This is a genomic window from Amycolatopsis ponsaeliensis, from assembly GCF_030182635.1.
In the GTDB taxonomy this organism is placed as follows: Bacteria; Actinomycetota; Actinomycetes; order Mycobacteriales; family Pseudonocardiaceae; genus Amycolatopsis; species Amycolatopsis ponsaeliensis.
On record NZ_JAPZLD010000041.1, the window covers coordinates 13,272 to 25,699 of the forward strand.

At 70.1% G+C, this 12,428-nt stretch carries 12 protein-coding genes; 6 read left to right on the top strand and 6 right to left on the bottom strand.

Going from position 1 to position 12,428, the window contains the following annotated elements:
* Window positions 1-17: 17 nt before the first annotated feature.
* A complete protein-coding gene (locus QQ657_RS42145; RefSeq protein WP_284747969.1) occupies window positions 18-1,142 on the bottom strand; it encodes a coiled-coil domain-containing protein in 1,125 nt (374 codons plus the stop codon).
* A gap of 212 nt (window positions 1,143-1,354) precedes the next feature.
* On the opposite strand from QQ657_RS42145, the gene QQ657_RS42150 reads away from it, so the two are divergent.
* A complete protein-coding gene (locus QQ657_RS42150; RefSeq protein ID WP_284747970.1) occupies window positions 1,355-2,449 on the top strand; it encodes an adenosine deaminase in 1,095 nt (364 codons plus the stop codon).
* Window positions 2,450-2,539: 90 nt separating this feature from the next.
* On the top strand, window positions 2,540-3,751 hold the full coding sequence (locus QQ657_RS42155; RefSeq protein ID WP_284748062.1) for an MFS transporter: 1,212 nt from the start codon (window positions 2,540-2,542) through the stop codon (window positions 3,749-3,751).
* A gap of 163 nt (window positions 3,752-3,914) precedes the next feature.
* Here the strand turns inward: QQ657_RS42155 and QQ657_RS42160 are convergent, their stop codons facing one another.
* Window positions 3,915-5,183 carry a SatS C-terminal domain-containing protein gene (locus QQ657_RS42160; RefSeq protein WP_284747971.1) on the bottom strand — a complete coding sequence of 423 codons (1,269 nt, stop codon included), beginning with the start codon at window positions 5,181-5,183 and terminating at the stop codon, window positions 3,915-3,917.
* A gap of 151 nt (window positions 5,184-5,334) precedes the next feature.
* Between QQ657_RS42160 and QQ657_RS42165 the strand changes: the two genes are divergently transcribed.
* Genes QQ657_RS42165 through QQ657_RS42175 form a run of 3 tightly spaced genes read left to right on the top strand, consistent with a single transcriptional unit; the run spans window position 5,335 to window position 9,145 of the window.
* Window positions 5,335-7,839 carry a DEAD/DEAH box helicase gene (locus tag QQ657_RS42165; protein ID WP_284747972.1) on the top strand — a complete coding sequence of 835 codons (2,505 nt, stop codon included), beginning with the start codon at window positions 5,335-5,337 and terminating at the stop codon, window positions 7,837-7,839.
* 38 nt (window positions 7,840-7,877) lie between these two features.
* Window positions 7,878-8,993: a C45 family autoproteolytic acyltransferase/hydrolase gene (locus QQ657_RS42170; protein WP_284747973.1), complete on the top strand. Its 1,116-nt coding sequence runs from the start codon at window positions 7,878-7,880 to the stop codon at window positions 8,991-8,993.
* Window positions 8,990-9,145 (top strand): hypothetical protein, encoded by a 156-nt coding sequence (locus tag QQ657_RS42175; RefSeq protein ID WP_284747974.1) that lies wholly within the window; start codon window positions 8,990-8,992, stop codon window positions 9,143-9,145. The genes QQ657_RS42170 and QQ657_RS42175 overlap by 4 nt, the downstream gene beginning before the upstream one ends.
* A 4-nt stretch (window positions 9,146-9,149) precedes the next feature.
* On the opposite strand, the gene QQ657_RS42180 is transcribed toward QQ657_RS42175, so the two are convergent.
* Both QQ657_RS42180 and QQ657_RS42185 read right to left on the bottom strand, forming a co-directional pair.
* Window positions 9,150-9,695 (bottom strand): suppressor of fused domain protein, encoded by a 546-nt coding sequence (locus QQ657_RS42180; RefSeq protein ID WP_284747975.1) that lies wholly within the window; start codon window positions 9,693-9,695, stop codon window positions 9,150-9,152.
* A 10-nt stretch (window positions 9,696-9,705) separates the two neighbouring features.
* Window positions 9,706-10,293 (bottom strand): NADPH-dependent F420 reductase, encoded by a 588-nt coding sequence (locus QQ657_RS42185; RefSeq protein ID WP_284747976.1) that lies wholly within the window; start codon window positions 10,291-10,293, stop codon window positions 9,706-9,708.
* Window positions 10,294-10,361: 68 nt separating this feature from the next.
* Here QQ657_RS42185 and QQ657_RS42190 point away from each other — a divergent pair, with 68 nt between their 5' ends.
* The gene (locus tag QQ657_RS42190; protein WP_284747977.1) at window positions 10,362-10,685 is read left to right on the top strand and encodes a winged helix-turn-helix transcriptional regulator; all 324 of its coding nucleotides are present in this window, start codon (window positions 10,362-10,364) and stop codon (window positions 10,683-10,685) included.
* Here QQ657_RS42190 and QQ657_RS42195 read toward each other — a convergent pair.
* Both QQ657_RS42195 and QQ657_RS42200 read right to left on the bottom strand, forming a co-directional pair.
* Window positions 10,576-11,247, bottom strand: a complete 672-nt coding sequence (locus QQ657_RS42195; RefSeq protein WP_284747978.1) for a hypothetical protein — start codon at window positions 11,245-11,247, stop codon at window positions 10,576-10,578. The genes QQ657_RS42190 and QQ657_RS42195 overlap by 110 nt on opposite strands.
* A gap of 129 nt (window positions 11,248-11,376) precedes the next feature.
* Complete coding sequence (locus QQ657_RS42200; RefSeq protein ID WP_284747979.1) at window positions 11,377-12,357, bottom strand: sugar-binding transcriptional regulator; 981 nt, start codon at window positions 12,355-12,357, stop codon at window positions 11,377-11,379.
* Window positions 12,358-12,428: the final 71 nt, after the last annotated feature.

Consider the following 12,428-nt stretch of genomic DNA (forward strand, 5'->3'; position numbering starts at 1 on the left):
CTTCTCGTGTAGCTGGGTTACTCCGTGGCTTCTTCCGCGCCTTCGCCCGTCTTGGCCTTGGCGTCGGCCGGCTTCGGGGCGCGGCCGTTGCGGGAGCTGCGACGCGGCTGGCGCGGGGCCGGCGGCGGCGGGGAGATCTGCTGGACGGCCGGGCCGCCGCCGAGCATCAGCTCCGCGAACGTCGCCATCGCCTCGTCGAGCTGGCCGCCGATGCGGCGGACGCTCTCGTCGTTGCTCTTGCGGACCAGCGTGTCGACCGAGTCGGTGTCCGGCTGCTTGGACAGCGTGCCCTCGACCTTGGACAGCCCGGCCTTGAGCGCGCCGTCGAGGTCGCCGATGCCGGAGAGGAAGCCGTCCTCCACCTTGTCGAGGCGGCCGGCCAGCTCGTCGAGGCGGGTGGTGACCGTCTCGAGGCGGTTGCCGAGCTTCTCCAGGCGGTCCGAGGCGTCGATCATCTCGCCGGTCTCGGTCAGCGCCGTCTTGAGCGCCTCGGTGTTCGCGCCGATGCGCTCGCCGGTGACGCGGTCCAGCTCGCCGATGCGCTCCTGCGTGGTGCGGCTCAGCTCGTCGACCTTGCCCCGCAGCTCGTGGTCGGCGTGGTCGACGCGGTCGCGCAGCGACGCCTCGGCCTGCTCGATCCGCTCGCGGACCGGGCCGTGCACCGACTGCGGGATCGAGTCGAGCTTCGCGTCCTGCTTGTCGAGGTGGCTGCCGACCTCGTCGATCCGGCGGTGGATGTTCTGGAGCTTGTCCTCGAGTCCGTCCATCCGGCCCGCGACGCCCTCGAAGCGGGCGGCCATGCCGTCGAGCCGGCCGTCGAGCTGCGCGAACGGCTTGGCCAGCTTGTCGACGATGCTCTCGACGGCACGGGTCAGCGCGGCGATCGCGTTGTCCTGGGCCTCGAGTCGCGACATCGTCTCGTCGAGGCGCTCGGCCAGGACGCTGACCTCGGTGCGGTCGGGCATCTCGGACAGCCGCTTGCGGACCGCGCCCAGCGAGTCCACCGGCGCGAGGCGGGCGTAGATGTCGTCGAGCGCGTCGAAGATCTGCTGCTGCTCGCTCTCACGCACTTCGGCCGCGCGCACCAGCATGTTGCGCATCCGGTCGAAGGACGGGGCGGCAATGTGGTTGTCAGTGGTCACTGCTGTGTGTCCTTCGTCGGCGGGGAAATGGAGGGACGTGCCACGAAGCTTAACGATTGCGAAATTGCTGTGCGTATGGCCCCCGTGAAGCGTGTATTACGGAGGCTGCCCCCGGATGGCCGATTCGTCGCATGATCGTCAACGCTGAGCGTTGACCGGAGCCTGAGAGTTACGTCCATGTAGGGGAATGACAACGAGGTTACCGTTGGGGGATGCCTGACGAAAGCCCTGTTCTGACCAGCGAGACGCTCCGCCGTGCGCCGAAGGTCCTCCTGCACGACCACCTCGACGGCGGCCTCCGCCCGGCCACGGTCGCCGAGCTCGCCGAAGCCACCGGCTACGCCGGTCTGCCCACCACCGATCCGGCCGAGCTGGGCACGTGGTTCCGCCGTGCGGCGGACTCCGGCTCACTCGTGTCCTACCTCGAGACCTTCGCGCACACCTGCGGAGTGATGCAAACGGAGGAATCGCTGGTCAGGGTCGCCGCGGAAGCGGTCGAGGACCTGGCCGCCGACGGCGTCGTCTACGCCGAGGTGCGCTACGCACCGGAGTTGTTCGTCGAACGCGGACTGTCACTCGATGCGGTGGTTGAGGCTGTCCAGGCGGGGTTCACGGAGGGCACACGGCGCGTGGCCGCGAACGGCGGTTCGATCCGCGTCGGGACGTTGCTCTGCGCGATGCGCCAGCACGCCAGGGCCCTCGAGATCGCGAACCTGGCCGTCCGCTACCGCGACGCCGGCGTGGCCGGCTTCGACATCGCCGGACCCGAAGACGGATTTCCCCCGACCCGCAATCTCGACGCTTTCGAGTATTTGCGCCAGAACAATGCGCATTTCACGATTCACGCGGGCGAAGCGTTCGGACTTCCGTCCATTTGGGAGGCGATTCAGCACTGCGGGGCCGAGCGGCTCGGGCACGGCGTGCGGATCGTCGAGGACATCAAGAGCGACGCCGACGGCACGGTCCACCTTGGACGGTTGGCGGCCTATGTCCGTGACCGCCGCATCCCGCTGGAGATCTGCCCGACGTCGAACGTCCAAACAGGCACGGTGCGCTCGATCGGCGAGCACCCGCTCGCCCTGCTCAAGCGGCTGCGCTTCCGGGTGACCGTGAACACGGACAACCGGCTGATGAGCGGATGCACGATGACCAGCGAATTCGCCGCGCTGCACGAGACCTTCGGGTATGACCTCGACGACTTCCGGTGGTTCACGATCAACGCGATGAAATCCGCGTTCATCGATTTCGATGCCCGGCTCGCGCTGATCGACGACGTCATCAAGCCCGGGTACGCCGCGCTGAGCTGACGCCGCCGCTGGGTGGTTGCGGTCCTTAGCCTTGCCAACTATCGTTCACCATATAGGAAGTTGTTCTCAGATATTGAGACGGTGACGAAGATGGCGCAGGTCGCGGACGGTTCGGTCGAACGGGTGCAGGCGAGTTCGCGACGGTGGCTCATCCTCGCGCTCGGTCTCGCCGCGCAGACCGCGAGCTGCTCGTTCCTCTACGGGATCCCGTTCCTGGTCCCGGTCATGCGGGACGCGGAGGGGCTGACGCTGGCCCAGGCCGGCACGGTCGTCGCGGCGCCGAGCATCGGGCTGCTGTTCACCCTGATCGCGTGGGGCGCGGCTGCGGACCGTTACGGAGAGCGTCTGATCATGGCGCTCGGACTGGGTGCCTCGGGGTTACTCCTGGTGTACGCCGGGGTCGGAACTCACCCGGTCGGGCTTCTCTTTGGTGTGTTCCTGGCGGCCGGCGCCTGTACGGCTTCGGTGAACGCGGCGAGCGGTCGCGTCGTGATGGGCTGGTTCGCGAAGTCCGAGCGCGGGGTCGCGATGGGGATCCGCCAGACGGCCCAGCCGCTCGGCGTCGGCGTCGCGGCGCTCGGGCTGCCGCCGCTGGCCGCGCACTTCGGGTTCCGCGCGGCGGTGCTGCTGCCGGCCGGGCTGGCGATCGCCGTCGCGCTGCTGGTGGCGTGGCTGGTCACGGACCCGCCCCGGCCGCCCCGGGCGTCTTCGGGTGAGAAGCCACCTTCGCCGTACCGGCACGCGACGCTGTGGCGGGTCCACGGTGCGAGCGCGTTGCTGGTGGTGCCGCAGTTCGCGGTGTCGGCGTTCGCGCCGGCGTACCTGGTGGGGGTCCAGCACTGGAGCCCCCTGGAAGCGGGCTGGTACCTGGCGGTGGTCCAGGTACTGGGCGCGGCGGGGCGGCTGGGGTCGGGCTGGTGGTCGGACCGTGTGGGGAGCCGGCTGCGCCCGATGCGTCAGCTGGCGGTGTCGAGCTGCTTCGTCATGCTCTTGGTGGCCCTCGGCGACGCTTCTTGGCCATGGGTGGTGCTGCTGGCGCTGGCCTTGGCGGGGATCATCACGGTGGCCGACAACGGCCTGGGTTTCACGGCGTCGGCGGAGCTGGCGGGCCTGGCGTGGTCGGGCCGCGCGATGGGGACGCAGAACACGGGCCAGAACATCGCGGCCTCGCTGACCCCGCCCCTGCTGGGCTTGGTGATCGGCGACAGCAGGTACGCACTGGCGTTCTGCGTGGCGGCGGTCTTCCCGGCGTTGGCGGTGCTGGTGGTCCCGGTCCGCTCGGAACGAGCTTCGGACGACTGAGCACTGCCGGCCACCGGATGCCTGCGGTGTCTTGAATGAGTCATTCAGAGCACCCAGCGTCCTGAATGACTCATTCAAGACCTTTGAAGCCGCGCGAACCACGAGCCCGGACACGACGAAGGCCGCCTCCCCAACCAGGGGAGGCGGCCCTCGCGTCAAAAGATCAAGCCACCGTCAGGCGGTTCTCGAACCCCTCGACGAGCTTCCGCCAAGCGCTCTGCTCAGCGTCGAACGGCGCCGACGGCTCGAGGCGCGTCGGGTCGGGGCGCAGGACGAACGACACCAGCCAGCCCAGGCTTTCGTTGCCCGCCAGGGCCGTCTCGGCCGAGTCGTCGCCCGCCCAGTCCGCCGCGTCCGAGATCAGCTCGACCGCCAGCTCCAGCTGCGTCGGGTCGATCGCCTCCGGGCCCTCCGCGATGTCCGCGTCCAGGCCCGTCAGCACGTACGTGTTCTCGGTGTCGACCTCGACCTCGAGCTCGCCCGCCGTCGCCTTCGCCAGGACCTCGTCCCACGTGGACACGTCCGCGAGGTCCGTGTCGGCCAGGTCCTTGCCGTCGGCCAGGGCCCGCGCGAGGGCCTTCTCCGACGTGAACACGTCGATCTCGCCCTCGCTGCCGAGGAACACCGGCGCGTCGTCGAGGTAGCAGCGCAGCGTGTAGTACTCCGCGCCGGACGTGATGATCTTGATCGGGTCGATGCCGACCTCGGCCCAGAAGCCGACCGGGCCCTCTTCTTCCTCGTCCTCGTCCTCATCGGAGTCGGAGTCCGCGGAGTCGATCGCCTCGAGGTCCTCTTCGCCCTCGGCGCCGGCCTCGGCCTCGGCGGACTCCTCGTGGAACGCCGCCAGCTCCTCGGCCGTCTGCTCCAGGATCTTCTCGTCGACGTCCGGCGCGGTCACCAGGCCGTCGATCGCGTCGAGCACGGTGTCCCACTTCTGCGACACCGTCTCGGACAGATCGTTCCACACCTGCACGCCGACGCCCCCGGTGAACGGGAGCGTGCCCTGGTCGAGCAGCGAGAAGCCCTCGGTCGAGTCGAGGATCTCGTGCACCTCTTCGAGGTCGCAGACGTCGGCGAGCGAACGCACGATGCCGACGATCTCGGCCAGCTCCGCGATGTGCCAGACGTCCGGCTCCTCGGCGACGAGCTCCGGGACGCCGACGAGGTCGTACGTGTGGTCCTCGTCCGGGATCAGCTCGGGCACGTTCAGCGACGGCACGGCGTCCCAGGCCGGGTGGTCCAGCAGGTCGTGGCGCTCGGACGTGCGGACGAAGGCGGCCAGGTGTGCGGCGTCCGGGAAGGCGTACAGGTCGTCCTCGTCGCCGAGGAACGCTTCCCACTCCTCGCCGTCTTCCCGCCAGCGCGGGGCCCACAGGGTGACGACGTCGCCCTGCGGCAGCCCGAGTTCGATCGGGATGATGTCCTGTGCCATTCCTTAGCCCTCCGGAGTACCGCCCGTGTGCGCGCGTGACCGGAAGGATCACCCGATCGACGCGCGGTACCGCGAAGCCTACGGGTTTACCACGCGCGACGCGATTGCCCCTGCCGACTTTGCGACGAGCGGATGGCACGATGGACGCCTGATGACTCTCACAGACCTCCTGCCTGCGGATCCCGACCCCGACGCCCTCTTCGAAGCGTTCACGACCTGGACGGCCGAACGGGGCATCGAGCTGTACCCGGCGCAGGAGGAGGCGGTGATGGAGGTCGTCTCCGGATCGAACGTCATCCTCTCGACGCCGACCGGCTCCGGGAAGAGCCTCGTCGCCGTCGGCGCGCACTTCACCGCGCTCGCCCAGGGCCGCCGCAGCTACTACACCGCGCCCATCAAAGCCCTCGTGTCGGAGAAGTTCTTCCAGCTCATCGAGATCTTCGGCGCCGACAACGTCGGGATGATGACCGGCGACTCCAGCGTCAACCCGGACGCGCCGATCATCTGCTGCACGGCCGAAATCCTGGCGAACATCGCGTTGCGGTTCGGTGCCGAGGCGCCGGTCGGGCAGGTCGTCGCCGACGAGTTCCACTTCTACTCCGAGCCCGACCGCGGCTGGGCGTGGCAGGTCCCGATCCTCGAGCTGCCGAAGGCCCAGTTCGTCCTGATGTCGGCGACCTTGGGCGACGTGTCCTTCTTCGAAAAGGACCTCACCCGACGCACCGGCAAGCCGACGGCGGTGGTCACGTCGGTGCAGCGCCCGGTGCCGCTGACCTTCCGGTACGCGCTCACCCCGCTGCACGAGACCATGTCCGAGCTGCTCAACGGCGGCCAGGCGCCGGTCTACGTCGTGCACTTCTCGCAGGCCGCGGCCATCGAGCGGGCGCAGACGCTGATGAGCATCAACGTCACGACCAAGGCCGAGAAGGAAGCCATCGCCGACCTGCTCGGCGACTTCCGCTTCGCCGCCGGCTTCGGCAAGACGCTCTCGCGGCTGGTCCGCCACGGCATCGGCGTCCACCACGCCGGCATGCTGCCGAAGTACCGCCGATTGGTCGAGACCTTGGCCCAGTCGGGGCTGCTGAAGGTGATCTGCGGGACCGACACGCTCGGCGTCGGCATCAACGTGCCGATCAGGACGGTGGTCTTCTCCGCGCTGACCAAGTACGACGGCGTCCGCCAGCGCCACCTCAAGGCGCGCGAGTTCCACCAGATCGCCGGCCGCGCCGGGCGCGCGGGTTACGACACCGACGGTTACGTCGTCGTGCAGGCGCCCGACCACGTCGTCGAGAACGCGAAGGCCCTGGAGAAGGCGGGCGACGACCCGAAGAAGAAAAAGAAGATCGTCCGGAAGAAGGCGCCGGAGGGCTTCGTCAACTGGACCGAGAGCACGTTCGACCGGCTGATCGCGGCCGAGCCCGAGCCGCTGACGTCCAGCTTCAAGGTCACGCACTCGATGCTGCTGAATGTGATTTCGCGGCCGGGCAACGCGTTCGACTCGATGCGGCACCTCCTGGAGGACAACCACGAGGACCGCGCGTCGCAGCGCAAGCTCATCCTGCGCGCCATCGCGATCTACCGCGCGCTGCTCGCCGCCGGTGTCGTCGAACGGCTGTCCGAACCGGACGACCAGGGCCGGATCATCCGGCTCACCGTCGACCTGCAGTTCGACTTCGCGCTCAACCAGCCGCTTTCGCCGTTCGCGCTGGCCGCGATCGACCTGTTCGAGCTGGAGTCGCCGAGCTACCCGCTCGACGTCGTGTCCACTGTGGAGTCCACGGTGGACAATCCGCGGCCGGTGCTGTCGCAGCAGCAGTTCAAGGCGCGCGGCGAGGCCGTGAACGCCATGAAGGCCGAGGGCATCGAGTACGACGAGCGGATGGAGCTGCTCGAGAACGTCTCGTACCCGAAGCCCCTCGAAGAGCTGCTGCAGGGCGCGTTCCACAGCTACCGGCAGGGGCACCCGTGGGTCGACGACTACGAGCTGTCGCCCAAGTCCGTGGTGCGCGACATGTACGAGCGCGCGATGAACTTCGTCGAGTACATCGGCTTCTACCAGCTCGCCCGCTCGGAAGGGCTGGTGCTGCGCTACCTCACGGACGTCTACGACTCCCTGCGCCACACGGTGCCGGACGAGGCCAAGACCGAGCCGCTGCAGGACCTCATCGAGTGGCTCGGCGAGCTCGTCCGTCAGGTCGACTCCAGCCTGCTCGACGAGTGGGAGGCCCTGCGGCACCCGGACGAGGAAGGCCCGGTTTCGACGCGGCCGCCGTCCGAACCGCCGGCCGTCACGCGCAACGAGCGCGCGTTCCGGGTGCTGGTGCGCAACGAGCTGTTCCGCCGGGTCGAGCTGTTCGGGCGCCGGGCGTGGAACGTGCTCGGCGAGCTGGACGCGGGGTCCGGCTGGGACGCCGACGCGTGGGAAGACGCGATCGAGGACTACTTCGAGGAGTACGAGACGCTCGGCACCGGCCCGGACGCACGCGGCCCGGCGCTGCTGATGATCGAGCAGCAGCCGGACGTCTGGAAGGTGCGCCAGATCTTCGACGACCCGGCGGGCGACCACGACTGGGGCATCAGCGCGGAGGTCGACCTGGCGGCGTCCGACGAGGCCGGCGCGGCCGTGGTGCGGGTGATCGAGGTGGGCGCGCACTAGCCGTTGCGATTTCCTGACTGCTCAGTCATCGTGATCACATGGTGGCGACAGTGCGGGAGCACCGGATCGGCGACGTGCGCTGGACCGTCGTCAGCGGGCCCCGGGAAGCCGCTTTCCGGGCGCTGGGCTCGTACGCCGCCGCCGACATCCGGACCGTCCTGGCGGGACTGCCGTCCTGGCCGGTCGCCGAGCGGGCGCGGCGGTCGCCGGTGCTGTTCCGGGCGATCGAATCGGCGTCGCAGGTCGAGCACCCGGACGCGTACGCCGAGCTGACGGCTTTGGCAGCGGGGGCCGGCGTGCCGTTCGACGACCTGCTGCTGGCCAACCTGCGCGGCGACCTCGGCGCGGGCGACGGCACCGGCTGCACGGACCTGGCGTGGGTGGGTTCGCCCTCGCTGCTCGGCCACAACGAGGACGGCGCCCCGGTGTTCGACGGCATCGGGCGGCTCCTGACCCTGCTGATCGACGGCGAGCCCGGCGTGTGCGTCTGGTGGTACCCGGGTTTCCTGCCGGCCAACACGGTCACGCTGACCACGCACGGTCTGGTGTGGGGGATCGACAGCGTGAGCGTGGTGACGCCTTCGCCGTGCGCCGGCCGGCACTTCTTGGCGCGCACGGCTCAGCGCGCGTCTTCCGTGGCGGAAGCGGTGTCGGTGCTGCGTTCCCGTCCTTCGGCGGGCGGGTTCGCGTACACGATGGGGCAGGTCGGCTCGCCGGCGGTGACGGTCGTCGAGAAGGCCGGGAGTGAGACCGCGGTGACCACTGTGGGCAGTGGGCTTTCCTGGCACACCAACCACTTCCGCCAGCTGTCGCCGCAGTGGGACGTGGCGCCGGAGGAGAGCCTGGCCCGCGCGGAGGTGTGCGCGCACCTGGCCCCGGCCGAGCCGGACGCGAAGTGGCTGGTCTCGGCGTTGACGGGCGAGGTGTACCGCAGTGCGTCCGGCGGCGACCCGCTGATGACGTTGAGCACGGTGGTGACGGATCTGGCCGACGGGACGGTGACGGTGGTGCCCCGCGGCGGAGCGCCCCTGCGCGCCCGGGTGGCGGACCTGGCATCGGGCGACGTGGACGCAGTGGGTGCGCTCAATGGCGCAACGGTTCCGGGCGGTTCCGGGGTTAGCGTGGAGGTTCGCCCAACCTGGGAGGGACCATGATGAAGCGTTTGCTGGCCGGGATCTTCGTCGCCGCCGCGGTGGTCGTGGGCTTGGCACCGGCCGCGTCGGCCGCCTCGATGGTGGAGTACGCGCTGGCGCCCGCCCCGGTCGAGTGCGGAACCGACGCGACCGCCATCGAGTACGGCCTCTGACGGGTCAGCACACCGGGAGTTCGGCGCGGCCGACGTCCAGCAGGTCCGGGTCGTGGCGGACCAGCTCGTCTTCGAATGCGTTCCAGCCGTGCGAAGCGACGTACGCAGCTTCGGCGGCTGAGATCGGGACCAGCCACACGATCGCCGCCCGGGTGCCGTCGGGGAGGTCGACCGCGGCGAACTCGTCGTCGTGGTAGACGGGAATCGCCGCGTACAACGCTTCCATCGCGCTGCCCGGCGCCAATGGCCCGCGCGGGCCGAGGACGTCTCCTCGCAGCAGCGCCTGGCCGGATGCCAGCAGCTCGTCCGCGACTTGGCCCAGGAGGTGCGGCAGGCCCGTCGTGTGCTCGCCCGGACGGCTGCCCACGATCAGCTCCTGCCGCAGGTGCCGCCCTGACGTGCGCGAATGCAACGGATGCCGGCTCAGCCCGGCGGTCGCGAACCAGTCCGCGCCGAGGCTGCCGGCATACGCGCCGACCTGGAAGCCGTCGCGTTTCCAGCCGCCGGTGAGCGCGCCCAGCCGGGCTTCGAGGTGCTCGATCAGTCCCACCGGGCCATTCTCACCCGGCCGGCGCGAGGATCGCCTGGGCGTCCTCGCCGGCGAACCACAGGCCGATGACGAACGCTGCGGTCGCCTCCAGGAGTGCCGCGCGGTCGAGGCCGCCGCCGAGGACCGGCTTGCAGCCGATGTCGCGGACCAGCGTGCGGACCGCGTCCAGCGCCGACGGGTCGTCGCCGCAAAGCGGGACCGTGAGTGTCCGGGGAGGCTGCCGCCAGATGTCGACGTGGGCCAGGTTGAACGCCTTGACGACGTGCGCGTCCGGCGCCGCGGCCGCGATGCGGGCCGCGACCGGGGTGCCCGGCGGGAGACCGCCATCCGGGCCCGGCTGGTTGGTGCAGTCCAGCAGGACCTTGCCGGTCAGCGGGCCCGCCTCGGCGAGGACCTCGAAGACGGCGTCGGCGGGGAGCGCGAGCAGCAGCACTTCGGCCTGCGAAGCCACTTCGCGCCAAGTTCCGCTTCGCGCGCCCAGCCGCTTCGCCAGTGCGTCGGGGCGGCGGCCACTCACCAGCAGTTCGTGGCCGGCGCGTGCCCAGTGCGTGCCGAGCGCGTCCGCCATCCCGCCCGTGCCGAAGATCCCGATCCGCATGCGTCCTCCTTGTGCTTGGCTGGTACCAGCACGACGGTAGGAACCCGGGAAGGAACCGAACGGTAACCATGGACTTCCTCGCCGACTGCCGGACGCGGCTCGCGTTCGACTTGGTCGCCAACACGTGGAACCCGGTCGTGGTGTGGGCGCTGCGCCACGGCCCCCGCCGGCACGTCGACCTCCGGCGCACGATCGGCGGGATCAGCGCGAAGGTGCTCACGGAAGCCTTGCGACGCCTGGAGTTCGACGGCCTCGTCGAGCGTCGCGAAGGCGCGTACGCGCTTACGCCGCTGGGGGAGACGCTGCTGGCGCCGATCGAGGGCTTCGGGCGCTGGGCCGCGGAGCACGGCGACGCCGTCGTCGCCGCTCAAGACCGAGCACGATCAGCGTGACCAGCGACAACGCCGGCAGCGGGTAGCCGGCGAGGATCCCGGCGACGACGTCGAACGCGGGCGCGGCGACCCCGGCGACGAACACCCAGGTCGGCGCGGTCGGCGGCTTCGCGGCGGGGGACCACGGTGTCTTGCGACCCGGCTTCGCGATCGAGAGCCACGCCTGGAACGAGAGCGCGCTCGCCATCAGCGACGCTCCGGCGATCTGCGGCCAGGTCGCCGTGCCGGTGTCCGCGGAGTCGCGCAGCGCGGGGGAGAGCAGGAAGATCCCGGCGTAGAGCTGGATGAACGTCAAGGCGAACTTCGTGAGCACCCACCAATGCCGGAAGTAGCCCCACGCGGTCGCGCCGGCGAGGACGAGGCCGGTGAACGCCGAGACGTTCGCCATCGGGGCGAGCAGGACGGAGTCGAGCCGGTCGGCCATCGACGTCGCGGCCGGGACGGGATGCGTCAGGGCCAGCGACATCAGCACGACGAGGGCGAGGGCCTGGCTCATCCAGGCGACGGACGACACGACGTGCAGCCAGACGACGGCTTGGCGCCAGCGCGGGGAAGTCTTCACGCGGTCAAGGCTCGCCGAGCGGCCGCGAGGCCACATCCGGCGCGACCCGGGTTTCGTCCCGGACCCGGCACCGCGAGATCTGCACCCGCCGGAGTACGAAGCCGGCGGAAAGGTACTCCAGCGGGAGTATCAGCGCGGCGGGTTCTTCGCCGCCAGAGCCAGGAGCGGGACTGCGGCCGCGGCGTCGGTGATCAGCGTCGTGACCATGCCGGACCGCAGCACCGCGTCCACCGCCGAAGCCTTCGGTCTGCTGTACCCCAGCGCGATCACCTCCGGCACCGCCGTCAGCTCTTCGTGGCTGATCGCCAGCACGTGGTGCGCCAACCCGGTCGACAAAGCGTTCCCGGAAGCGTCGAACAGCCGCGCCGCGACCTCCGCCGTCGCCCCACGAGCCGCGATCGCCGCTCGCTCGGCCTCGTCCAGCGCGTCGTACACCGTCGACTCGCCCGGCTGCCACGCGCCGATGCTGACCACCGCCTTCGTCAGGTTGCGGAACTGGCCGAACGTCTCCGCGATGCCCGGCTGGCGCCGCAGCGTCTCGGTGGTCCGGCGGTCCGGCAGCACCAGCGGGCCGAAGATCGGGTACGCGTCGCCGCCGGACACCGAGGTCACGCGGCTGACCGTCTCCACCGAACGGCCGCGCATGTCCATCCCCGCCTGCACCCCGCACAGCTGGACGATCGGGCACCGCGGCAGCGCCCGGATCGCCTCGGTCATCGCGTTCACCGACCGCGCCCAGGACAGCCCGATGACGTCCGAAGGGGTCGCGATCTCCTCCAGCAGCCGGGCGGACAGAGTCCCGATCTTGGCCCGGACGACCTCCCTCGGCTCGCGCTCGGTTGAGCGTTCGAGCACCAGGGCCCGCTCCAGGCCGTACGCCGAACGCACCTCGTCCGACAGCGCCAGGTCGACCGGCGCCGGCAGTGAGAACTCGACTCTGACCAGGCCGGACTCCCTGGCCGTGTCGAGCATCCGGGCCACCTTGAAGCGGCTGACGCCGAACTCGTCCGCGATCTCCAGCTTGGAGCGTCCCTGCACGTAGAAGCGCCGGGCGATGGTGGCCAGCAGGATCGCTTCAGTCAGCGACGGCTGCTTCTTGGACGCGCTCATATGAGCACTATAGCCCGAAATCTGCCCGAAAGGTTGACGTAACACCGAGGTCAGTCCTGTAATGCCTTCAC

Coding starts and splice junctions, on each gene's coding strand:
- QQ657_RS42165 (WP_284747972.1), top strand. CDS start 5,335: ATGACTCTCACAGACCTCCTGCCTGCGGATCCCGACCCCGACGCCCTC.
- QQ657_RS42155 (WP_284748062.1), top strand. CDS start 2,540: ATGGCGCAGGTCGCGGACGGTTCGGTCGAACGGGTGCAGGCGAGTTCG.
- QQ657_RS42160 (WP_284747971.1), bottom strand. CDS start 5,183: ATGGCACAGGACATCATCCCGATCGAACTCGGGCTGCCGCAGGGCGAC.
- QQ657_RS42190 (WP_284747977.1), top strand. CDS start 10,362: ATGGACTTCCTCGCCGACTGCCGGACGCGGCTCGCGTTCGACTTGGTC.
- QQ657_RS42170 (WP_284747973.1), top strand. CDS start 7,878: ATGGTGGCGACAGTGCGGGAGCACCGGATCGGCGACGTGCGCTGGACC.
- QQ657_RS42175 (WP_284747974.1), top strand. CDS start 8,990: ATGATGAAGCGTTTGCTGGCCGGGATCTTCGTCGCCGCCGCGGTGGTC.
- QQ657_RS42185 (WP_284747976.1), bottom strand. CDS start 10,293: ATGCGGATCGGGATCTTCGGCACGGGCGGGATGGCGGACGCGCTCGGC.
- QQ657_RS42150 (WP_284747970.1), top strand. CDS start 1,355: ATGCCTGACGAAAGCCCTGTTCTGACCAGCGAGACGCTCCGCCGTGCG.
- QQ657_RS42200 (WP_284747979.1), bottom strand. CDS start 12,357: ATGAGCGCGTCCAAGAAGCAGCCGTCGCTGACTGAAGCGATCCTGCTG.